Genomic DNA, 19,731 nt, shown 5'->3' with positions numbered 1-19,731 from the left:
CATTTATCGACGTTTACACCATTACATACTGCTGGCGATGTCTGCCGCAGCACTCGCACTGAGCAAGCGCCAGTGCCTGATGCTGGGCAGCGACGCACGGCAGACGGAGTCAGGTTATGCAGAAAATCTATCGAATCGGCCAGATTGTCCCCAGTTCCAATACCACGATGGAAACGGAAATCCCTGCCATGCTGCTGGCGCGTCAGGGGATCCGGCCCGAGCGCTTTACCTTCCACTCCAGCCGCATGCGCATGAAGAAGGTCGTCAAGGAAGAACTGGCGGCCATGGATGCGGAGTCAGATCGCTGTGCCGTTGAGCTGAGTGACGCCCGTGTTGATGTGCTGGGTTACGCCTGTCTGGTGGCCATCATGGCCATGGGACGAGGCTATCACCGCCAGTCAGAGGCGCGTCTGACAAAACATACCGCTGACAATGGCGCCAATGCGCCGGTGATTACCAGTGCCGGTGCGCTGGTGGATGCCCTGAAGATCATGAAGGCCAAACGTATTGCACTGGTGGCGCCCTACATGAAGCCGCTGACGGAGCTGGTGGTGGACTATATTGCCAGCGAAGGTTTCGAAGTGGTGGACCATATCGCCCTGGAGATTCCCGATAATCTTGACGTTGCGCGTCATGATCCTGCGCGGTTGCCGGAGATCGTCAGTGGTCTCAATCTGGACGGGGTGGATGTCATTGTGCTGTCTGCCTGTGTGCAGATGCCTTCGCTGCCAGCTATCGCCAAGGTCGAAGCGCTGACAGGCAAACCCGTAGTCACCGCAGCGGTCGCGACCACCTATGCCATGCTCAGGGCACTTGAGCTGGAGCCGGTGGTGCCCGGTGCCGGTGCTCTGCTGTCTGGCGCGTACTGAGAGGTGAACCCATGAGTACCACCTCACTGACCGACAACTACAAGGGCGTGTGGGACAGTCGCATTGGCTTTGGTAACAAGGCGGCGCTGATTGTGATCGACTTCATGCAGGGCTATACCACTGAAGGGTCGCCCCTGTTCGCCCCCGGTGTGGTGACGGCTGTAGCCGAAAGCGTTGAGCTACTGGCGCAGGCCCGCGCCCTTGGCACACCGGTGATGCATACCAACATTCGCTATCAGCCCGGTTTTGCCGATGGCGGTATCTGGGTGAAAAAGGCCCCGGTGATGAAGGCTATGGTGGCAGGCAATCCACTGGCCGAGTTCTGCCCGGAGATGCTGCCGCTCTCTTCCGAACTGGTGTTTACCAAGCAGTACGCCAGTTCCTTCTTTGGCACCAGTCTGGCCGCTACGCTGGTGGCGCAGGGCGTGGATACCGTGGTGCTGATAGGCTGCTCGACCAGTGGCTGTATCCGTGCTACGGCGGTAGATGCGGTACAGCATGGTTTTCGCACCATCGTGGTACGCGAGTGTGTCGGGGATCGTCATCCCGGGCCTCATGAAGCGAACCTGTTCGACATCGACAGCAAGTACGGTGATGTCATCAGCAAGTCAGAAGCGATGACTAAGCTGGCTGAGCTGGCAGGCTGATTGCTAAGAAGGTGTTCATGTTCTGAGCTTGTCATCAGGCTGACTGGGCAGTGCTGTCTGCAACGGCGCTGTTCAGCTGCTACTATGCCTGCTTTGTGCAGTGTGCCTGAATCAACTGCTTTGCCTGAGCCGATGTAATTAACCGGGAGCGTGCCATGTCTGAGAGAGCGTCATCGAAACAGTCCCTGCTGATGGACAGTGAGCGCTGCGCCTTGCTGGTGATTGATGTACAGAACTGCTTCGTGCCCGGCGGTACGCTGGCGGTCGCAGACGGGGATGCGGTGGTGCCGCTGATCAATCAGCTGGGCAAGGTATTCAGCAATGTGGTGCTGACCCAGGACTGGCACCCGGCTGACCATATCTCCTTTGCCAGCCAGCATCAGGGTAAACAGCCATTTGAAACCGTTGAGCTGCCCTATGGCACGCAGGTGCTGTGGCCTGCACATGGTGTGCAGGGGACGGATGATGCGGCGTTGCATCCGGGGCTGGAGTTGCCTCATGCACAGCTGATCATTCGCAAAGGTTATCACCGTGCCATCGACAGCTATTCCGCTTTCTATGAAGCGGACCAGAAGACCGCCACCGGGCTGGCCGGTTATCTGCAGGCCCGTGGTATCGACACGGTCTTTCTGGTGGGGCTGGCGACGGATTTCTGCGTGGCCTGGAGTGCGGAAGACGCCCGTAAGGTGGGTCTGACAACCTATGTGATCGAAGATGCCTGCCGCGGTATCGACCTCAATGGCTCGCTGGCAGCGGCCTGGGAGCGGATGAGTGCAGCCGGGGTACAGCGCATCCAGTCTACGGATCTTCTCTGATTGACCTGCAACTGCCTGTTGCTTTGCCTGGCCTGATCGGGTGGTCCTGCTGTACCGTTCAGGCTGGCGACTCACCGCACCTCATTCCTTTCGGAATGTCCTGTTCCGTGCTACCTGTTCTATCCAGTCTGCACTTTGATCCGTAAGGGTAAACTCTGATCCGTAAGGGTAAAAATCCTCTTCTAATGTCTGTTTAGGCGCTTACCTGAAGACCCCTGTGCTCATTCAGCTGCCGTGCGCCAGCACTACAGAATCTTGGCACTGCTCCTGCATTCGTGAAGTGATTACTTAACTAAAGACGAAAGCAGGAGAGTGCAATGGGCAAGGTAAGTCGTCGTCAGTCACTGAAAATGCTGATGGGTGGATTGACGGCAGTGGGGCTGGGGAGCTCGGTACTGGGTCGGCAGGTGCTGGCCGCTACGGTAGTGCCGTCCGAAAACAGTGCACTGATCGTTGTCGATGTTCAAAACTGCTTCGTTCCGGGCGGTACGCTGCCCGTCAAGGACGGTGATCAGGTGGTGCCGGTGATCAATGCCCTCAGCAAGCACTTCGCCAACGTGGTGGTCACTCAGGACTGGCACACACAGGGCCATGCTTCTTTTGCCTCGGCATATGACGGCAAGAAGCCGTTTGAAACGACCGAACTGAGTTACGGCACACAGGTGCTGTGGCCAGACCATTGTGTGCAGGGCACCGACGATGCGTCGCTGGTGAAAGGGCTGGAGCTGCCTCAGGCTGAGCTGATTATCCGCAAGGGCTTTCACAAGGACATGGACAGCTATTCCGCCTTCTTCGAAGCGGATCACAAAACGCCGACAGGGCTGCTGGGCTATCTGCAGGAACGGGGTATCAAACAGGTTTATGTGGTGGGGCTGGCGACGGATTTCTGTGTGGCCTGGACCGCCATGGATGCTGCCCGCTCAGGCTTCAAGACGGCGGTTATCGAAGATGCCTGCCGTGGTATCGACCTGAACGGTTCGCTGGCAGCTGCCTGGGATGCTATGGCCAAGGCGGGAGTGGAGCGGATGCAGTCGGGTGCGATTCTGTCCTGATATCGTGTTGACGTTATGAGTATTGGCCCGGTGTTCTCTGGAATGGGCTTCATACCGGCAAGGGCGCGTTCGCTGCCCTTGCCTGATCTTCACATCAGCTGCACCGGCGTGGTCGCGTTTGGCTGTGCTTCGCTCGGCGTTGTTGCCCATCCTACGCCATGTTGTTCCCAACAATCTGCAAGATTGTCCTCTTGGTATAGGTGTGAATCGTATCCATATATCGGCGGGTAATGCAGCTGCGCTTGCGCAGGGTCAATTCATACTAGAACAGGATCGATTCGGATGATTTCCACTGAATGGCGTCGTATCGCGGTAGCAGAGGGTGAGATGGATGTATTCGTGGCCAGATCGGGTAAGGACAATGCACCCAGCATCGTACTGATCCAGGAAATTTTTGGCGTCAATGATCATATCCAGTCTGTAGTGAAGGGTTATGCCGAACAGGGTTATGACGTCTACGCACCTGACATCTTCTGGCGTTCTGCGCGCAAGGTCAGTCTGAGTTATGCCGGTGATGACATGCAAACGGCGCTGGGCCTGCTGAAAGCCACCGATGAAGAGAAGGTGCTGGCTGACATCCTGGTGCTGCGAGACGAGATCGCTGCGGAGCAGAGCAATGGCAAGTGTGCTGTGATGGGCTATTGCTTCGGTGGCCTGCTGACCTACATGGCAGCGGCGAGCGGCAAGTTTGACGCCGGTGTGTCTTACTACGGTGGCCGTATCGGCGACCGCGAAGCGCTGGCCGACAGTATCACGGTGCCCATGATGTTCCACTTCGGTGAGAAGGACAGCCATATTCCGATGTCGACCATTGAGATGCTGCAGCGCAAGTTCGCTGGCCGCAGTGATGTGTCTATCTACGTTCATCCTGAAGCTGACCATGGCTTCAACTGCAGCGTTCGTGCTTCCTACCATGAAGCTGCCGCGGCGCGTGCTGCTGAGCTGAGCAAGGGGTTCCTGGCTAACGTACTGGCCTGATCCTGCCGGAGCTGTCGTCATGGCAGCTCCCAATAGCTTCGGTCAGGAGGCGTTTGCGTTGGCAGAGCGTCTCCGTGATGGGGGGCATGCTGGCCACACGGTGTTTAACAGACCTTCGGGTGCGTATCATGCCCATGGACTGGTTGACCTGAGTCAGCCTGTTAATCTGCGCTTTCCGCCCGCTCTGGCGCTGACGCGCGCGCACTCAGTCATCCTGATTTTCCCCTCTCTTCCCTTGATTACTCACCGATTGTGACCACAAAAGCTGATAAGCCAGAATCGTGAGCCGGTGTTAAAAAAGAGTTCATATAGCATCACATATCGAGTGAATGGCATTGCATGTCTGTGGACGTGAGCACATTCCAGTGTGGTTAGCGGCGACTATCATGGCGCTGCAACCAGAATCTGATTTTTTTCAGGAAACCCTATGACTCGTATCAATCGTCGTATTTTGTTGGCCTCCCGACCTCAGGGCGCACCGGTAGCTGAAAACTTCCAGCTGGATCAGCAGCCTGTAGCTGCTCCCGCAGCGGGTCAGGTACTGCTGCGTACCCATTATCTGTCCCTTGATCCCTATATGCGTGGCCGCATGAGTGATGCCAAATCATATGCCGCGCCGGTACAACTGGGTGAGGTGATGGTGGGTGGTGCAGTGTCCAGAGTGGTGGAATCTCAGCATCCGGGCTTTGCAGCCGGTGACTGGGTACTGGGCTACACCGGCTGGCAGGACTATGCGCTTTCAGATGGTCAGGGCCTGACCAAACTGAACCCCGCTCTGGCGCCGGTCTCCTATGCGCTTGGGATTCTGGGTATGCCGGGCTTCACCGCCTACATGGGGCTGCTCGATATCGGTCAGCCTAAGGCCGGAGAAACCGTAGTAGTGGCCGCTGCGACCGGGGCAGTGGGCGCCATGGTCGGCCAGATCGCCAGGCTGCAGGGCTGCCGTGTGGTGGGTATTGCCGGCAGTGAGGAAAAATGCCGCTACGCGCAGGACGAACTGGGGTTTGATGCCTGCATTAATCACCATGCCGACGACTTGCCGCAGCAGCTGGCTGAAGCCTGTCCTGCGGGTATTGATGTGTATTTTGAAAATGTCGGCGGCAAGGTGTTTGATGCGGTGTTGCCGTTGCTGAACAGCCGTGCGCGGGTACCGCTGTGCGGCCTGATCGCCCAGTACAATGCGACCACCCTGCCAGATGGGCCTGATCACTCGCCGCTGCTGCTGCGGACATTGCTGACCAGACGTATCCGTATGCAGGGCTTTATCATTTTTGATGACTATGGCCATCGCTATCCGGAGTTTGCCGTGCAGATGGGAGAATGGCTGGCAGCAGGCAAGCTGAAGTACCGCGAGCACCGGGTTGCGGGTCTGGAAAACGCCCCCGATGCCTTTATCGGTCTGCTGGAGGGGCGTAATTTCGGCAAGCTGGTGGTGGAAGTGGCGGCGGAATAAGCCATATCCGCGCTGATCTGCCTGCCGCCAGCCAGTCGGCACAGAGCAAAGCCTGCCGGTTGCTGGCATGGCAGATGGTGAGCAGACCCCGATCCTGAACATCCTATGACACAAGCACACAGGGAGCATTGCACTGTGAAAATACTGGTCGTTCTGACATCTCACGACAAACTCGGCGATACCGGGCACAAAACCGGCTTCTGGCTGGAAGAGCTGGCGGCACCTTATTACGTATTTCTTGACGCGGGTGCCGACGTTACCCTGGCCTCACCGCTGGGTGGCCAGCCGCCGATGGACCCCAAAAGCGACGATACCAGCCTCGATACCGATGCGACACGCCGCTTCCGTCAGGATAAGGAGGCGCAGCTGGCGCTGGCCGCAACCCTGCCGCTGTCGAGTGTTCACCCGGAAGATTACGATGCCCTGTTCTATCCCGGCGGTCATGGCCCCCTGTGGGATCTGGCGGAGAGTAGTGTCTCCATCGGCCTGATCGAGGATTTTTATCAGTCCGGCAAGCCGGTGGGTGCTGTCTGTCACGCTCCCGGTGTATTGCGCCACGCCAAGGCAGAAAACGGCCAGCCGCTGGTGAAAGGGAAGCGGGTAACCGGGTTCAGCAACAGTGAAGAGGCGGCGGTCAATCTGACCGAGGTCGTGCCCTTTCTGGTGGAGGATGAACTCAAGGCCAAAGGTGGGCTTTATGCCAGGGGCGATGACTGGGGCGTGCACATTGAGCGGGATGATCTGCTGATCACCGGGCAGAATCCTGCTTCTTCCGAGGCTACCGCTGAGGCGCTGCTGGGCCGGTTGCGGCACTGAAGCATAGCGGCGGTGCGGTGACGTCAGCACCGCCACCTGCCAATCAGGAGCGGTATTTTTCCAGCTTGTTGTACAGCGTTTTGATGCTGATACCCAACTGTTCTGCAGCACGCGTCTTGTTGCCTTCACAGCGCTCCAGTGTTTGCAGAATAGCCTGACGCTCCATCTCCTCCAGCGGGGCATTGGCAGGGATGATCAGTGCATCTTCCTGCGGAGTCAGGACCGGGGCGAAGTCGCCATCAAGGCCAAGGTGTTCCTGGGTAATTTCATCCAGCGCCAGAATATGGGCTCGCTCCACCAGATGTTTCAGCTCACGCACGTTACCCGGCCATGGGTGCTTTTCAATGGCTTCCATGGCGCCGGGAGAGAAAAATTTCTGGGTTTTGTCTGCCGCATTGCGATAAGCGAGAAAGTGTTTGGCCAGCCCCAGAATATCTTCGCCACGCTCGCGCAATGGAGGCAGTTCAACAGGAAACTGCGCCAGCCGGAAGTAGAGATCCTCACGCAGGCGGCCATCAGCAATGGCCTGCTCCGGTGAACGGTTGGTGGCGGCGACCACGCGAACATCGGTCGTTAGTACCTCTTCGCTGCCGAGCCGGCTGAACTGGCCGGTTTCCAGCACCCGCAGGAGCTTGGCCTGCAGCTCGATCGGCATTTCGGTGATTTCGTCCAGAAACAGGGTGCCGAGGTGGGCCTGTTCGAAAATGCCTTTGTAGGATTTGACCGCGCCGGTGAAGGCACCTTTCTCATGGCCAAACAATTCGCTTTCGATCAGTTCTGAGCTGAAGGCCGAACTGTTGATGGCAATAAAGGGTTGATCAATGCGGCTGCTCATCAGGTGCAGGGTATTGGCCACCAGCTCCTTGCCACAGCCGCTTTCGCCGACAATCATCACGCTGGCGTCGGTATCGGCGACCTTGCGGATCATCCGGTAGACCTTGCGCATACAGGGGGAGGAGCCCAGCAACAGGCCGAACTGGTCGAGATCGCTGCGGGTGGCTTCGGCGGCCACGTCTTCAGAGCGCCACTCGTTGTGAATATCGCTGAAAATGTCCTGCAGCAGCTTGTCTTCCAGCGGCAGGCGGAAGTGAAAGCTGGCGCCCTGGCGCATGGCCTGATCAATCAGTGGATTGGGTGACCCCTCGCTGAGCAGCATGATTTCGCAGCTCGGGCGGTTTTCCATCAGGGTGACGAGGTGCTGATCCTGTACCCGGTCAGCCTGCACCAGCATGGCTTCGGGCGGCATGGCATGCAGACGCGGCAACCAGTCATTGCTGTCGAAGCGGACTGACTCGACCTGGAATGCGCTTAATGCGGGGATGTCGCGTACCGCAGATTCAATCTGCGCATCTGGTATTACCAGCCACACCACGGGCTTGTTCATGCACTATCTCCTGAACCATGCATAGGTAAAGCTCGACTGAGGCCAGTGGCTTGACCGACAGCAACTTGTGACTGCCAAAACGATCATAAAAACCGATGATAAAAACAGAGATCCGGCCAGAGCAGCCGGATCAGGTATCAGAGGATATAACCATGCTTCTCAGAGAGTGTCATGGGTTTTATCCCGCGGGTGACATAAATTTTATCCGGGTGGATGACAACATCGCATGCAATCATGTAGGGGCCGATCAGGCTGATTGCAAGCGCAGGATCGTAGTCCGTTGCGCCGGCATATCAACACCTTCTTATTGCTTCTTGCTCTTCTTGTCTGTGCCGTTCTTCCCGGTACTCTTCTTCTCGACACCCTGCTCGCTGAGAGGCGTCAGCCAGCCGTCGAGCTCGCGAATGTCGGAGACCGACAGGGCACCCTGCAATTGCTTCAGCTTGACCTGATTGGCCACGTAGTCGTAGCGGGCATTGGCATAATCACGGATGGACTGATACAGGTTCTGTTCGGCATCCAGCACATCCACTACGTTGCGGGTGCCGACTTCGTATCCGGCCTCGGTGGCTTTCAGCGCGGTATCACTGGCCTTGATGGTCAGGTCCTGAGCGGTAACGGTGGCGACATTGGTCTGCAGGTTACGCAGCAGGGTACGGGTCTGCTGGCGGATTTCGCGAAGGGCATCGTCGTAGTCGGCCTCATACTGATTAGCAGTAGCGTAGGCCTGACGTACTTTCGAGCTGACCGCACCACCGGAGTACAGTGGCACGCTGACCGACAGGCTGATCTTGTTGTAGTCCCCGTCAATGGTGGACTCGTTCTTGGTGTAGCCGTGAGACAGGTTCAGGCCCACCGTGGGGTAATGGCCAGATTCGCTGATGGTGACGCCCATTTTGGCGGCACGATAATTGGTGTCGGCATAGGCGATGTTGAGGTTGTTTTTGATGCTTTTGTCCACGCCATCATCCAGCGACAGGTAATCCGTATCGGTGATGGGGTAACTCTTTTTCAGATCGTTGACCTGGGTGACCACGGTATTAGTCAGGCGTTCCAGAGCTTCCAGACTGGTGTCGACGGCGTTGGCTGCCTGAATACGGGCAACCTGTGCACGCTGGTAGGAGGCTTTGGCCTCTTCGACGTCAGTGACGGCCACCAGACCCACGTCATACTGCGCCTGCGCCTGCTCCAGACGGCGTTTGATGGCGGCTTCTTCGGCTTCGGTGGCGCTGAGCTGGCTTTTACTGCGCAGCACTTCGATATAGGCAGTGATGACCCGGCTGATCAGATCCTGACGGGCAATTTCCAGTTTGATCGCCGCGGCCTGATCTTCAATCTTTCCCTGTTTCAACGCATACCAGCTGGAGCGGTTGAACAGCGGCTGGGTCAGCGACAGCTCATAGTTTTTGAAGTCGAAGTCACCGGCTCGGTCGTAATCAGCATTACCTATGCCTGCGGTGCCGTTGATATTCGGCAGCAGGTCCGCCTTGCGCTGTGGAATGATTTCGGCGGATGCCTGACGCTCAGCTTCAGCGGAGCGCAGTTGCGGATCCTGTTTCAGCGCCATCTCATAGACTTCAATCAGCGATTCGGCCTGAGCTGAAAGGGCAGATAATGACAGGCCGGCACACAGCAAGCTGATGACGAGTGGTTTATGCATGCGCTTGTTCCTTTCTTAGCGGCGTTTCGTCAGGCCCGACAGTCATCGGGTAACGGCCAGTAAATATAGTCGAGGGCAGACAGGGGCGCCATGTACGGCGCGGCCTGAGCAGGTCACTGTCTGTGGATACAAGGGTCAGGAGTTAGCTGCCGATGCCAGCATAGCTTCCCAGCAGGCCTGCTTGATCAACAATAATTCCTCATTACTGAGATTGCGGATGCTGTCTTTGCGCAGGTGGTAGTTCCACTCAATAGGGCCAAGACAAAGACTGACCAGAATATCGGTCGGCAAGGGCTTGAACAGACCTTTATCACGTCCACCTTCTATGTAACGGGTCAGTGGCGCGAACAGGTCACGGATACGTTCCATGTCGCAGTGGGTTCGTTGTTGTGACACCAGATCAAGGGCCGCCTTGGTCAGATAGCGCTCAGGGTAGCGTTCGTTATAGTCGATCAGGTTATCGAGCATAGTGAACAGCTTCTGGCGATCATCCGCCGGTCCATCCAGATCCTGACAGATGGCCAGCGCCAGCTGACCCGCTGACTCAAAGTGAATAGCGGTGATCAGATCGTGTTTATCCTTGAAGTATCTGTAGATGGTGCCAGTGGACACCCCGGCAGCCTGTACAATTTTGCTCATGCTGAGCCCATGCAGGCCATGCTCTTTCAGCAGCTTCTCGGTAACACGCAGGATATGTAGGCGTTTGTCGTTCATGAAACAGATTTAGCGTCAACAGTCGTTGGGCATTGTCCGGACTGGCCAGGGCTAAATCAAGCGCAGAAGGGCTGGCTCAGAGAATATCACTGTTGTGCAAGCTGCAGGTGTGGCGAACACCGCTGTAAGCGGTGCGCTGGCTTGCCCAGTTCCTCGCCACCCTTGCCAGCCCCTGGTGACTAGAAACACTAGCCTGTTGAGAGTTGCCATGCAGACCCTGCGGCATCCGTGGTTTAGGTATCGCGATGCGCACATCGAAGCGCTCCACGGCAGGGGGAAATCGGGCTGCGCTTTCCCTCCGTGCCTATCAGTTTGGCTGAGTGGCGTCCCGCATTTGCTTGATATCGCGATTCGGCGGGTTGCCGAATAGCCGGCTGTATTCACGGCTGAACTGGGACGCGCTCTCATACCCGACACGCGTAGCCGCACTCCCTGCGTCCAGATGCTCATTGAGCATCAGTTGCCGGGCGTCGAGCAGGCGCAGGTTCTTCAGATACTGCAAGGGGCTCATGCCGACCACGGCACGGAAATGCTGCCGAAACGTCGACGGGCTCATATGGGCTTTTGCCGCCAGCTCATCGATTGGCACATTCTCGGTATAGTGCTGCTTCAGCCAGGTAACGACTTTAGCGACTTGCTGGCTCGGTGAGCCGAGCGCAACCAGACGGCGCAGGCTGGGCCCATGCCCACCGCTCAGCAAACGGACGACGATCTCCTGCTGGATCAGAGGAGCCAGGTGGGGGATCAGCGACGGTTCGGTCAGTAGCTCGATCAGCCGGGTTAGCGCTGCCTGCAGCCCTGTATCCAGCGACACAAGTGAAATGCCCCGCGCTGCCGAAACGTGGAGCGGTGTCGCGAACTCCATTTCTGCTGCCACCTGGGCAATGACGCGTGCATCCAGTTGCAGCCACATCCCAAGGAAAGGCTCTGCGCCACTGGCGTGAGTAACATACGCGACCACGGGCATGTCCACGGTCGTGATCAGCGATTGTCCTGGCCCGTAATCGAAAATCTCGTCGTCCAGCATGATCCGCTTGCCGCCTTGTACGATCACTGCCAGGCCCAGACCGTAAATGCAGGGCATGGGCTCGGTGGTGGAGCTGCAGCGGCGCAGCTTCAGCGCTGGGATCGCCGTATTGTTGTCACCGTCAGATTGGGCAACTGCTCCAATCAGGGTGGAGAGTCTGTCCAGGTTCATTTCTGTTTGAGTCGACATCCTGTACCTCATGGAATCTGACTTGTTCGTTGTGCTGAGCTGAAAGAAGCATAGCATCCTGAACGCCAGGTGGACTCAACCGGTGATCAATGCTCATCAGATCAGGCAAAAAATAGAATGATTCCGGCAAACGCACTCTGGGCCTTCAGAACGATACTGCCTGACATCGGATCACAACCGACCTCGATTTCTTGTTTAGTGTATGGAGATTCAGTCCTATGGCCCCAACCGCATCAAAGCTGTTTCAGCCTTTGACGTTCAAAAACGGTATGACTGTGCGAAACCGCGCCGTGATGGCACCCATGACCACCTGGTCGGCCAATGCGGACGGCACCGTGTCCGACCAGGAGATCGCCTACTATCGCGCTCGCGTCAACGGCGTCGGTATGGTAGTTACCGGCTGCACTCATGTAACGCCAGACGGTATCGGCTTTACCGACGAGTTTGCCAGTTATGATGACCGCTTTGTTCCGAGCCTGCGCCGCCTTGCTGACGCTGCCAGAAGTGGTGGTGCTCCGGCAATCCTGCAGATATTCCACGCGGGCAACAAAGCTTTGCCGCACCTGGTGCCCGATGGCCGCGTAGTCAGCGCCAGCACACTGAAGGTGCCGCCTACCCCGTTCAATCATGCCGAAGTGACCAGTGACGCGCTGAGCGGAGAAGAAGTCGAAGCCATCATCAAGGCGTTTGGTGATGCGGCTCGCCGCGGTATAGAAGCCGGTTTTGATGGCATCGAGCTGCATGGAGCGCATGGTTTCCTCATCCAGAACTTCTTTTCACCTCTGTCCAACCAGCGCGACGATCAATGGGGCGGCTCTCTGGAAAACCGCATGCGCTTCCCCCTGGCCGTGGTGCACGAAGTGCAACGCGTCATCGCTGAGCACGCCAGACAGCCTTTTCTGCTGGGTTACCGCATCTCGCCGGAAGAGTCCGAAGAAGGTGGACTGCGCATTGATGACAGCTTCGTGCTGATCGACCGACTGATTGAGGCCGGTATCGATTACCTCCATGCGTCGCTCTTTAACATCCCGCATGCACGGCCGGTGGGCCATGAGCGCACAACCGCCGAACTGATCACCGAGCATGTCGGTGAACGCCTTCCGCTGATTGCGGCGGGCCTGATCCGCACGCCCGAGGACGCCGAGAATGCGCTGAATCTTGGCCTGTCGCAGGTTGCCATCGGGCAGGGGTTGGTGATGAACCCGGCGTGGGTGGAGCTTGTCGGTCAGGGTAAGGAGGCAGAGATTGCCACGGTGCTTGATTCCAGACGTGTGCCGCATCTGGCAATCCCTGACAAGCTGTGGGGTGTTATCCAGATGGCGAAGGGCTGGTTTGAGCTTGCCGGAGATGTGGAGAGTGGCGTGAAGGAATGATCAGCGCTTGTGCAAGTGTTGTTGCTTTAGCGCTTGAGCTGTGTGTAGGCATCGCCAATGCCTGCCGCTCAGCGTTGGCGGCACCAGGCCGACTGCAACGTTGCGTTGGGTGTTCAGCACGCAATCTTGAGCAGCTAACTGGACATCATTGATCGTCAGTTAAAGGTAAAAGCGGGCTGGTCGCAGTATTCTGCGCCCGGCCCGCAGACCGATGCAGCGGATCAGGCAAAAACCGAGTCAGGCAAAAGCTGAATCAGGCAAAAGCTGAATCAGGCAAATACAAAGTACTTGCGTACGGTTTCTACCACTTCCCAGGTGCCTTTCATGCCCGGCTCGATGACGAACACGTCACCTGCTTTCAAATGAACAGGCTCTTCACCTTCAGGGGTGATGATGCAGTAGCCATCCAGAAAGTGGCAGTATTCCCACTTCTCGTAGTTCACTTCAAATTTACCCGGTGTGCAGATCCAGGTGCCCATGATTTTGCTGCCGTCCTTGGACAGGTAGGCGTTGAGGTTGACGGTGTGCGGATCGCCGCCGATACGCTTCCACTTGGTCGCATCCACAACGGGAGTAGGGCAGGTTTCGCGCAGCACGGTGATGAAATCAGACATGTCAGCTCCATTCGCTCAGAGTAAAAAAACAGCCGTTATTCTAGGGGCGGGAGCCATCGAAGAGTTTGTCTGTAGCCGACACTGACTGGGGTAAATGCGCCCGCTGGCTGTCGGTATTGATATTGAAAGTCGATTAAACAGAGGCTTGTAGAATTTAAATGTTATGTAATAACATTAATAAAAATGCTTTGATGGAAACCTCTCATGAATCGCCTGCCTGTTACTGTCCTCTCCGGTTTTCTGGGTGCCGGAAAGACCACACTGTTGAATGCCATCCTCAATAACCGCGCTGGCCTCCGGGTGGCTGTCATCGTCAATGACATGAGTGAAGTGAATATTGATGCGGCAGACGTGGCGCGTGAGGTCGAGCTAAAGCGGGGCGAAGAGCGGCTGGTGCAGATGAGTAATGGCTGCATCTGCTGCACATTGCGTGAGGATTTGCTGGTGGAAATCCGTCAGCTGGCAGCCAGCGGTCAGTTTGATTACCTGCTGATTGAGTCCACCGGTATTGCCGAGCCGCTACCGGTGGCAGAAACCTTTACCTTCAGCGATGAGCAGGGTCAGTCACTGTCGGATGTGGCACGGCTGGATACGCTGGTGACGGTGGTTGATGGCGTGCATTTCCTGCGTGATTACGAAGAGGCCCTGTCATTGCAGGAGAAGGGCGAAAGCCTCGGCGAGGAAGATCAGCGCAGTGTATCGCAGCTGCTGATTGACCAGATCGAGTTCTGCAACGTGCTGGTGATCAGCAAAGCCGACCTGATTTCTGTGACCGAAGCGCAGGAGCTGGCTGCCGTGTTGCGCTCGCTTAACCCGGATGCGGAGATTCTGTTCAGCCGCAATGGTCAGGTGCCTCTGCAGCAACTGCTGAATACCGGCAGGTTCAGCTTTGATAAGGCCATGCAGGCACCGGGCTGGCTGCAAACATTGCGCGGTGAGATTCATGCTGAAACCGACGAGTACGGTATCGACAGCTTTGTCTATCGGGCGCGTCGTCCCTTCCATCCTGAACGCCTGCTGACCCTGATTGAAGACGGTCTGACTGCCGGGCAGGGGCGACTGCTACGTTCCAAAGGCTACTTCTGGCTGGCTTCTCGCCCCGACGAGGCGCTGCACTGGTCGCAGGCCGGTGGCTTGTTGCAGTACGAACATGCAGGTAAATGGTGGGCTTCGGTGGAGCAGGAGCACTGGCCAGACGCCGATGATGCCCGACAGGCCATCCTGCAACACTGGCAGGACGACATCGGCGACTGCCGGCAGGAGCTGGTGTTTATCGGTCAGGGTCTGCAGCAGGCGCAGTTTTGTCAGCGTCTCGACGGTTGTCTGCTAAGTGAACAGGAATGGCGCAACAGGGAAGCTTTTCAGCACTGGAATGATCCGTTTCAGCATGGGCTGGTGGAGCTGGAAGAGCAGTAATAGCAGTCAGAGTCTGTTCATGCTCTCAGATCGGGAGCACGTTCTCAGGCCAGACGCTGGTTGCCGCCCTGCAATTCAATCTGCACCGGTGACACCTCAAGAAAGTCAGGCTGACTGCTCAGCACGGTTTGCCAGCGCTCCGGTATGTTCAGGCCGCAGCCAGCCAGAATCATGCGGATCAGCGAGCCCTTGATATGTTCTATATCTTTGCGCCGGTAACGGCGCTGATCGGTCAGGGTCAGAATCTGGGTCGCGTAGTCGGCATAGTGCTGGGTAGATGACCAGATCAGAAAGATCAGGTGGGCGGGGTCGACCACCGCAATACGGCCGTGATCGATCCACTGTTGGATGATGGCGACACGCTGCTCAAACCAGGGCCGGGTCACTTCGCGAATGTGTCGGCGCAGGTGTGGGGCTCCCTGAATGACTTCCATAGCAAACATCTTTGAGCTCAGCGGATGCTGATAGCCCATCTCCACCTTCACCTCGATCCAGCGGCTCAGCACCTCGGCTGGGTCATCACTGGGGGTAAAGTCATCCAGTGCGCTGTTCCACAGGCTTTGCATCCGGCTCAGCAGTTCCAGGTAAAGGCTGTCCTTGGTTTTGAAGTAGTAGTGCAGATTGGCTTTGGGAATGCCGGCCAGATCAGCGATCTGCTGCATGCTGGCCCCCTTGAAGCCCTGACTGGCGAAGACCTTTTCACCGGCTGCCAGAATCTTCTGTACGTTGTCCTCACGAATCTGTCCGGGTTTGTACTTCATAGCGCGCTACTCATGGCCAATACATCGATCAGATCACGCCGCCGTATACACAGCCGGGGCCGGTGTATACAGCGGTTTCTTCGCGTTCAATATGGCGGCTGCTCAGTGTACCGGGCGCCAGGGTTTACCGATGGCGGCCGGGGCCTGCAGGGCAGGGTTATCGCGACTGCGTGACAGCACGACCAGCACCAGTATGGTGGCAACATAGGGCATCATCGCCAGCAGACTGGGGGAGATGTCAAAGCCCAGCCCCTGAAAGACCAGATGGAGAATGCTGGCCAGACCGAACAGGTAGGCGCCGAGCATCAGACGCCCCAGCTGCCAGCCGGCAAACACCACCAGTGCCAGTGCAATCCAGCCCCGTCCGGCGGTCATGCCTTCGTTCCACATCGGGGTATAGGCCAGCGACAAATAGCCACCTGCCAGTCCGGCCATGGCGCCACCGAACATCACCGCCAGATAGCGCACCATCATCACCCGGTGGCCGAGAGCATGCAGCGAATCGGGGGACTCACCGGCTGCGCGGATGATCAGGCCGGGGCGGCTGTTTTTCAGCATCCAGGCCAGTGCCGGGACCAGAATAAAACTGAGGTAGACCATGCCGTCCTGCGCGAACAGTGCCTTGCCAATCAGAGGAATGTCCGACAGGTAGGGAATGATGATGGCATGCAGACCATCCACAGGCTTACCGACGAAGGGCTGGCCTATAAAGGCACTCAGGCCGCCGCCAAAAATAGCCAGAGCCAGACCCGTGGCATATTGGTTGGTGCTCAGGGTGAGGGCAAGAAAGCCGAACAGCAGCGACATCAGGACACCGGCGAGCGCCGCTACCACAAAGCCGGTGACCATGCTGCCGGTGGTCAGGGCGGCGATAAAGCCCAGTACCGCTCCCATCAGCATCATGCCTTCCTGACCGAGGTTGAGTACCCCGGCCCGTTCGCAGATCAGTTCGCCAATCGCCACCAGCAGCAGCGGCGTGCCGGTACGGACGGCGGCGAACAGGATGTTCGTGATCAGATCCATATCCATTTTCAGTTACCTCCGGTAGCGCTGCGTGTCAGCAGGCGATACCTGTAAAAATCCAGATCAGGCAGCGCTCTATCACGCCGGGTGAACACGGGGAATCCAGCGCAGGCGATAGCCGATAAACAGGTCGCAGGCCAGCAGGAAGAACAGCAGCATGCCCTGAAACAGTTCGGTCAGTGACACGGGCAAGCCCAGCTTGATCTGGCTGGTTTCGCCACCGAGATAGGTGAGGCCCAGCAGAATACTGGCCAGCACGGCCCCGACCGGCTGCTGACGACCAAGGAACACCACGATGATCGCCGCATAGCCATAACCGGAAGAAATGTAGGGAGTCAGCTGGCCGATAGGGCCGTCTACTTCACCGGCACCCGCCAGCCCCGCCAGTCCACCGCAGGCCAGCAGGACAATCCAGGTCAGCTGCTTGCTGCCGAAACCGGCGAAGGTGGCCGCAGAGGCATCACGGCCCAGCACGGTAATCTTGAAGCCGAGATGGGTGTAACGCAGCAGCAGGACGACAGCAATGACAGCAACGGCTGCAATCAGAATCCCGGCATGCAGACGTGTCCCTTCAAGGATGACCGGCAGCAGGTGATTGTCGTTGAACATCGCAGACTCAGGGAAGTTGAAACCCTGCGGATCTTTCAGAGGGCCATGCACGCCGTATTGCAGCAGGTTGTAGGCCACGTAGTTGAGCATGATGGTGGTGAGGATTTCGTTGCAGGCGAAATGGGTCTTCAACCAGGCTGCAATGCCCGCCCAGATCATGCCGCCGAGCATACCTGCCAGCATGATAACCACGGCATACCAGGGGGTATCGATATCCAGCCCGGCCAGTGCCGCCATCCCGGCGCAGAGGGCACCGGCAATAAACTGGCCTTCAGCACCGATGTTCCAGACGTTGGCGCGGTAGCACAGCACCAGCCCTACGGCGCACAGCAGAATGGGGGTGACCTTGACGCCCAGTTCTCCGACGCTGTAGATGTCTTTGACACCGCCGAGGAAAAACTCATACAGGCTTTCCAGCGGTTTGTGGCCGAGTACGGCAAACAGCAGGGCGCCAGCGGCCAGCGTCAGCGCAATGGCCAGCAGGGGCGAGCACCAGGCCATCAGGCGCGAATCTTGAGGTTGGCGTTCAAGCCTGAGCATGGCGATTCTCCTGCGGCAGATCGCTGTGAGCAGCGGTGGCGGCAGCCATGGCTGAGCTTTCAGTAGCGGGTGGGGTGTCAGAAAAGTCGCCGCCCATCCAGCGGCCCACTTCTTCGACAGAGGTATCCAGACGGGCCTTGATGGGGGCCAGCTGGCCGTGACAGAGCGCCGTCATGCGATCACTGATTTCAAACAGCTCGTCCAGATCTTCCGACAGGATAATGACGGCACACCCCTGATCACGCAGTGTCAGCAGGGCTTCACGAATGGCGACCGCGGAGCCGATGTCTACCCCCCAGGTCGGGTGTGAGGCCACCAGCACAGCAGGTTGTTGCAGCACTTCACGGCCGATGATGAACTTCTGCAGATTACCGCCCGACAGCGAACGTGCCTGAGCATCAATGCCCGCGGTTTTGACCTTGAACAGCTTGCACAGCTGGCTGGTCCAGTCGCGCAGGGCACCGTGCTGGATGACGCCTTTCTTCACCAGCCCCTGATCGGCGGCGGTCAGCAGGGCGTTTTCCACCAGCGTCATGTCGGGTACGGCACCACGGCCGAGACGATCTTCAGGCACGACTGCCATTCCCAGTTTGCGACGTTGTGCCGGGTTCAGACGGCCAATGCCTCTGGCACCGATACGTACATCATCGCTCTGGCTCAGCTGCTCGCCACTCAAGGCACGCAGCATGCAGGCCTGACCATTACCTGCCACGCCAGCGATGCCGAGAATCTCGCCTTTATAGGCGGTAAAGCTGACATCCTTCACACCCACTTCGTGGCTGGAGAAGCCGGGGAGGGTCAGGTGATGGACCGAGATCGCCGCTTCACCCTGCACGCCCGGACGGGTCGTGGCATGGGTGGCGGTACCGGAGCCGACCATGCGCGCGGCCATGGTATCGATGTCAGTTTCGCGTGGGTCCAGTTCATCCACCACACAGCCACCGCGCAGGATAGTGGCGCGCTGACAGAGGTCTTTCACCTCCTGCAGCTTGTGGCTGATAAACAGGATGGAGCAGCCATCGGCCGCCAGTTTGCGCAGACTGGCGAACAGCCCTTCACATTCCTGGGGCGTGAGCACCGAAGTGGGTTCATCAAGGATCAGCAGTTGTGGCTCATTGAGCAGCGCGCGGATCAGCTCGACCCGCTGCCGCTCGCCGGTCGACAGGGTGCTGACCGGGCGATGGGGGTCAAGATGCATGCCATAACGTTTGCCCATGTCGTCTAGCTGGCGCAGCACGCGCAGGCGGTCACGTGCCTCATGGGCAGGCAGGCTCAGCAGAATGTTTTCCAGCACGCTCAGGGTGTCAAACAGCGAGAAGTGCTGAAACACCATACCGATACCCAGTTGACGGGCATGAGCAGGGCCCTTGATATTGACCGGCATCCCTCGCCACAGCAGTTCCCCTTCATCTGGCTGAACAACGCCGTAGATGATTTTCATCAGAGTGCTTTTGCCTGCTCCGTTTTCACCGAGCAGTGCATGTATTTCGCCCATATCGATACAAAGGTTGACCCTGTCGTTGGCGCGGCAGCCGGGGTATTCCTTTGTGATATGACGAACCTCGAGAAGTGGTGTCATGGTCACGGCCTTTGAGTTCTGTCTGTCACTCTTGCTGAAAGTGCTAGCAGCGACATTTCGCTGTAATTCCTGTCTGCAGTATCAATATTTTCAGGGGGCCTGCGCATGTTGATACTGGGGCGCTGAATGATTCGCATGGGCTATCGGCAATTAAAGAAGTAGTAATCTCCAATGTCCGGGCTATATTCAGAGCCGATAAATAATTGACTGTT

The 19,731-nt window shown here is 57.6% G+C and carries 18 protein-coding genes; 9 read left to right on the top strand and 9 right to left on the bottom strand.

Annotation, left to right across the window (positions count from 1 at the left end; genetic code table 11):
• Window positions 1–116 precede the first annotated feature (116 nt).
• The 7 genes from QCD60_RS27645 to QCD60_RS27615 all read left to right on the top strand — a co-directional run bounded on the left by QCD60_RS27645 (window position 117) and on the right by QCD60_RS27615 (window position 6,630).
• Window positions 117–869: an Asp/Glu racemase gene (locus tag QCD60_RS27645; RefSeq protein ID WP_279790334.1), complete on the top strand. Its 753-nt coding sequence runs from the start codon at window positions 117–119 to the stop codon at window positions 867–869.
• An 11-nt stretch (window positions 870–880) separates the two neighbouring features.
• Window positions 881–1,516, top strand: coding sequence for an N-carbamoylsarcosine amidohydrolase (locus QCD60_RS27640; RefSeq protein WP_279790332.1), 636 nt, complete (start codon window positions 881–883; stop codon window positions 1,514–1,516).
• A gap of 155 nt (window positions 1,517–1,671) precedes the next feature.
• A complete protein-coding gene (gene pncA / locus QCD60_RS27635; RefSeq protein ID WP_279790330.1) occupies window positions 1,672–2,331 on the top strand; it encodes a bifunctional nicotinamidase/pyrazinamidase in 660 nt (219 codons plus the stop codon).
• A 317-nt stretch (window positions 2,332–2,648) separates the two neighbouring features.
• Entirely contained in the window at window positions 2,649–3,383 is a 735-nt protein-coding gene (gene pncA, locus QCD60_RS27630) for a bifunctional nicotinamidase/pyrazinamidase (protein ID WP_279790328.1), read from the top strand.
• 282 nt (window positions 3,384–3,665) lie between these two features.
• Window positions 3,666–4,361, top strand: a complete 696-nt coding sequence (locus QCD60_RS27625; protein WP_279790326.1) for a dienelactone hydrolase family protein — start codon at window positions 3,666–3,668, stop codon at window positions 4,359–4,361.
• A 427-nt stretch (window positions 4,362–4,788) separates the two neighbouring features.
• The gene (locus QCD60_RS27620; RefSeq protein WP_279790324.1) at window positions 4,789–5,814 is read left to right on the top strand and encodes an NADP-dependent oxidoreductase; all 1,026 of its coding nucleotides are present in this window, start codon (window positions 4,789–4,791) and stop codon (window positions 5,812–5,814) included.
• 135 nt (window positions 5,815–5,949) lie between these two features.
• On the top strand, window positions 5,950–6,630 hold the full coding sequence (locus QCD60_RS27615; RefSeq protein WP_279790322.1) for a type 1 glutamine amidotransferase domain-containing protein: 681 nt from the start codon (window positions 5,950–5,952) through the stop codon (window positions 6,628–6,630).
• A 43-nt stretch (window positions 6,631–6,673) separates the two neighbouring features.
• Here the strand turns inward: QCD60_RS27615 and QCD60_RS27610 are convergent, their stop codons facing one another.
• From QCD60_RS27610 to QCD60_RS27595, 4 genes are all read right to left on the bottom strand, one after another.
• Window positions 6,674–8,014 (bottom strand): sigma-54 dependent transcriptional regulator, encoded by a 1,341-nt coding sequence (locus QCD60_RS27610; RefSeq protein ID WP_279790320.1) that lies wholly within the window; start codon window positions 8,012–8,014, stop codon window positions 6,674–6,676.
• Window positions 8,015–8,318: 304 nt separating this feature from the next.
• A complete protein-coding gene (locus QCD60_RS27605) occupies window positions 8,319–9,674 on the bottom strand; it encodes a TolC family outer membrane protein (RefSeq protein WP_279790318.1) in 1,356 nt (451 codons plus the stop codon).
• Between the two features lie 135 nt (window positions 9,675–9,809).
• On the bottom strand, window positions 9,810–10,388 hold the full coding sequence (locus QCD60_RS27600) for a TetR/AcrR family transcriptional regulator (RefSeq protein WP_279790316.1): 579 nt from the start codon (window positions 10,386–10,388) through the stop codon (window positions 9,810–9,812).
• A gap of 307 nt (window positions 10,389–10,695) precedes the next feature.
• On the bottom strand, window positions 10,696–11,604 hold the full coding sequence (locus QCD60_RS27595; protein WP_279790313.1) for an AraC family transcriptional regulator: 909 nt from the start codon (window positions 11,602–11,604) through the stop codon (window positions 10,696–10,698).
• A gap of 218 nt (window positions 11,605–11,822) precedes the next feature.
• Between QCD60_RS27595 and QCD60_RS27590 the strand changes: the two genes are divergently transcribed.
• Window positions 11,823–12,977 carry an NADH-dependent flavin oxidoreductase gene (locus QCD60_RS27590; RefSeq protein ID WP_279790310.1) on the top strand — a complete coding sequence of 385 codons (1,155 nt, stop codon included), beginning with the start codon at window positions 11,823–11,825 and terminating at the stop codon, window positions 12,975–12,977.
• 269 nt (window positions 12,978–13,246) lie between these two features.
• Here the strand turns inward: QCD60_RS27590 and QCD60_RS27585 are convergent, their stop codons facing one another.
• Window positions 13,247–13,591 (bottom strand): cupin domain-containing protein, encoded by a 345-nt coding sequence (locus tag QCD60_RS27585; protein ID WP_024302566.1) that lies wholly within the window; start codon window positions 13,589–13,591, stop codon window positions 13,247–13,249.
• Window positions 13,592–13,795: 204 nt separating this feature from the next.
• Here QCD60_RS27585 and zigA point away from each other — a divergent pair, with 204 nt between their 5' ends.
• A complete protein-coding gene (gene zigA, locus QCD60_RS27580; protein ID WP_279790305.1) occupies window positions 13,796–15,007 on the top strand; it encodes a zinc metallochaperone GTPase ZigA in 1,212 nt (403 codons plus the stop codon).
• 44 nt (window positions 15,008–15,051) lie between these two features.
• On the opposite strand, the gene QCD60_RS27575 is transcribed toward zigA, so the two are convergent.
• The 4 genes from QCD60_RS27575 to QCD60_RS27560 form a co-directional block, all read right to left on the bottom strand.
• On the bottom strand, window positions 15,052–15,768 hold the full coding sequence (locus QCD60_RS27575; protein WP_279790303.1) for a TetR/AcrR family transcriptional regulator: 717 nt from the start codon (window positions 15,766–15,768) through the stop codon (window positions 15,052–15,054).
• A gap of 102 nt (window positions 15,769–15,870) precedes the next feature.
• Window positions 15,871–16,797, bottom strand: a complete 927-nt coding sequence (locus QCD60_RS27570) for an ABC transporter permease (RefSeq protein ID WP_279790301.1) — start codon at window positions 16,795–16,797, stop codon at window positions 15,871–15,873.
• Between the two features lie 72 nt (window positions 16,798–16,869).
• A complete protein-coding gene (locus QCD60_RS27565; RefSeq protein ID WP_104152347.1) occupies window positions 16,870–17,940 on the bottom strand; it encodes an ABC transporter permease in 1,071 nt (356 codons plus the stop codon).
• On the bottom strand, window positions 17,927–19,519 hold the full coding sequence (locus QCD60_RS27560; protein WP_279790298.1) for an ABC transporter ATP-binding protein: 1,593 nt from the start codon (window positions 19,517–19,519) through the stop codon (window positions 17,927–17,929). The genes QCD60_RS27565 and QCD60_RS27560 overlap by 14 nt, the downstream gene beginning before the upstream one ends.
• Between the last annotated feature and the right edge of the window lie 212 nt (window positions 19,520–19,731).

The organism is Pokkaliibacter sp. MBI-7, assembly GCF_029846635.1.
GTDB lineage: Bacteria > Pseudomonadota > Gammaproteobacteria > Pseudomonadales > Balneatricaceae > Pokkaliibacter.
The sequence above is the reverse complement of the archived record's forward strand: the minus strand, read 5'-3'. Positions and strand labels throughout refer to the sequence as shown.

Coding starts and splice junctions, on each gene's coding strand:
- QCD60_RS27640 (WP_279790332.1), top strand. CDS start 881: ATGAGTACCACCTCACTGACCGACAACTACAAGGGCGTGTGGGACAGT.
- QCD60_RS27600 (WP_279790316.1), bottom strand. CDS start 10,388: ATGAACGACAAACGCCTACATATCCTGCGTGTTACCGAGAAGCTGCTG.
- QCD60_RS27620 (WP_279790324.1), top strand. CDS start 4,789: ATGACTCGTATCAATCGTCGTATTTTGTTGGCCTCCCGACCTCAGGGC.
- QCD60_RS27575 (WP_279790303.1), bottom strand. CDS start 15,768: ATGAAGTACAAACCCGGACAGATTCGTGAGGACAACGTACAGAAGATT.
- QCD60_RS27605 (WP_279790318.1), bottom strand. CDS start 9,674: ATGCATAAACCACTCGTCATCAGCTTGCTGTGTGCCGGCCTGTCATTA.
- zigA (WP_279790305.1), top strand. CDS start 13,796: ATGAATCGCCTGCCTGTTACTGTCCTCTCCGGTTTTCTGGGTGCCGGA.
- QCD60_RS27585 (WP_024302566.1), bottom strand. CDS start 13,591: ATGTCTGATTTCATCACCGTGCTGCGCGAAACCTGCCCTACTCCCGTT.
- pncA (WP_279790328.1), top strand. CDS start 2,649: ATGGGCAAGGTAAGTCGTCGTCAGTCACTGAAAATGCTGATGGGTGGA.
- QCD60_RS27590 (WP_279790310.1), top strand. CDS start 11,823: ATGGCCCCAACCGCATCAAAGCTGTTTCAGCCTTTGACGTTCAAAAAC.
- QCD60_RS27570 (WP_279790301.1), bottom strand. CDS start 16,797: ATGGATATGGATCTGATCACGAACATCCTGTTCGCCGCCGTCCGTACC.
- pncA (WP_279790330.1), top strand. CDS start 1,672: ATGTCTGAGAGAGCGTCATCGAAACAGTCCCTGCTGATGGACAGTGAG.
- QCD60_RS27645 (WP_279790334.1), top strand. CDS start 117: ATGCAGAAAATCTATCGAATCGGCCAGATTGTCCCCAGTTCCAATACC.
- QCD60_RS27610 (WP_279790320.1), bottom strand. CDS start 8,014: ATGAACAAGCCCGTGGTGTGGCTGGTAATACCAGATGCGCAGATTGAA.
- QCD60_RS27625 (WP_279790326.1), top strand. CDS start 3,666: ATGATTTCCACTGAATGGCGTCGTATCGCGGTAGCAGAGGGTGAGATG.
- QCD60_RS27565 (WP_104152347.1), bottom strand. CDS start 17,940: ATGCTCAGGCTTGAACGCCAACCTCAAGATTCGCGCCTGATGGCCTGG.
- QCD60_RS27595 (WP_279790313.1), bottom strand. CDS start 11,604: ATGTCGACTCAAACAGAAATGAACCTGGACAGACTCTCCACCCTGATT.
- QCD60_RS27560 (WP_279790298.1), bottom strand. CDS start 19,519: ATGACACCACTTCTCGAGGTTCGTCATATCACAAAGGAATACCCCGGC.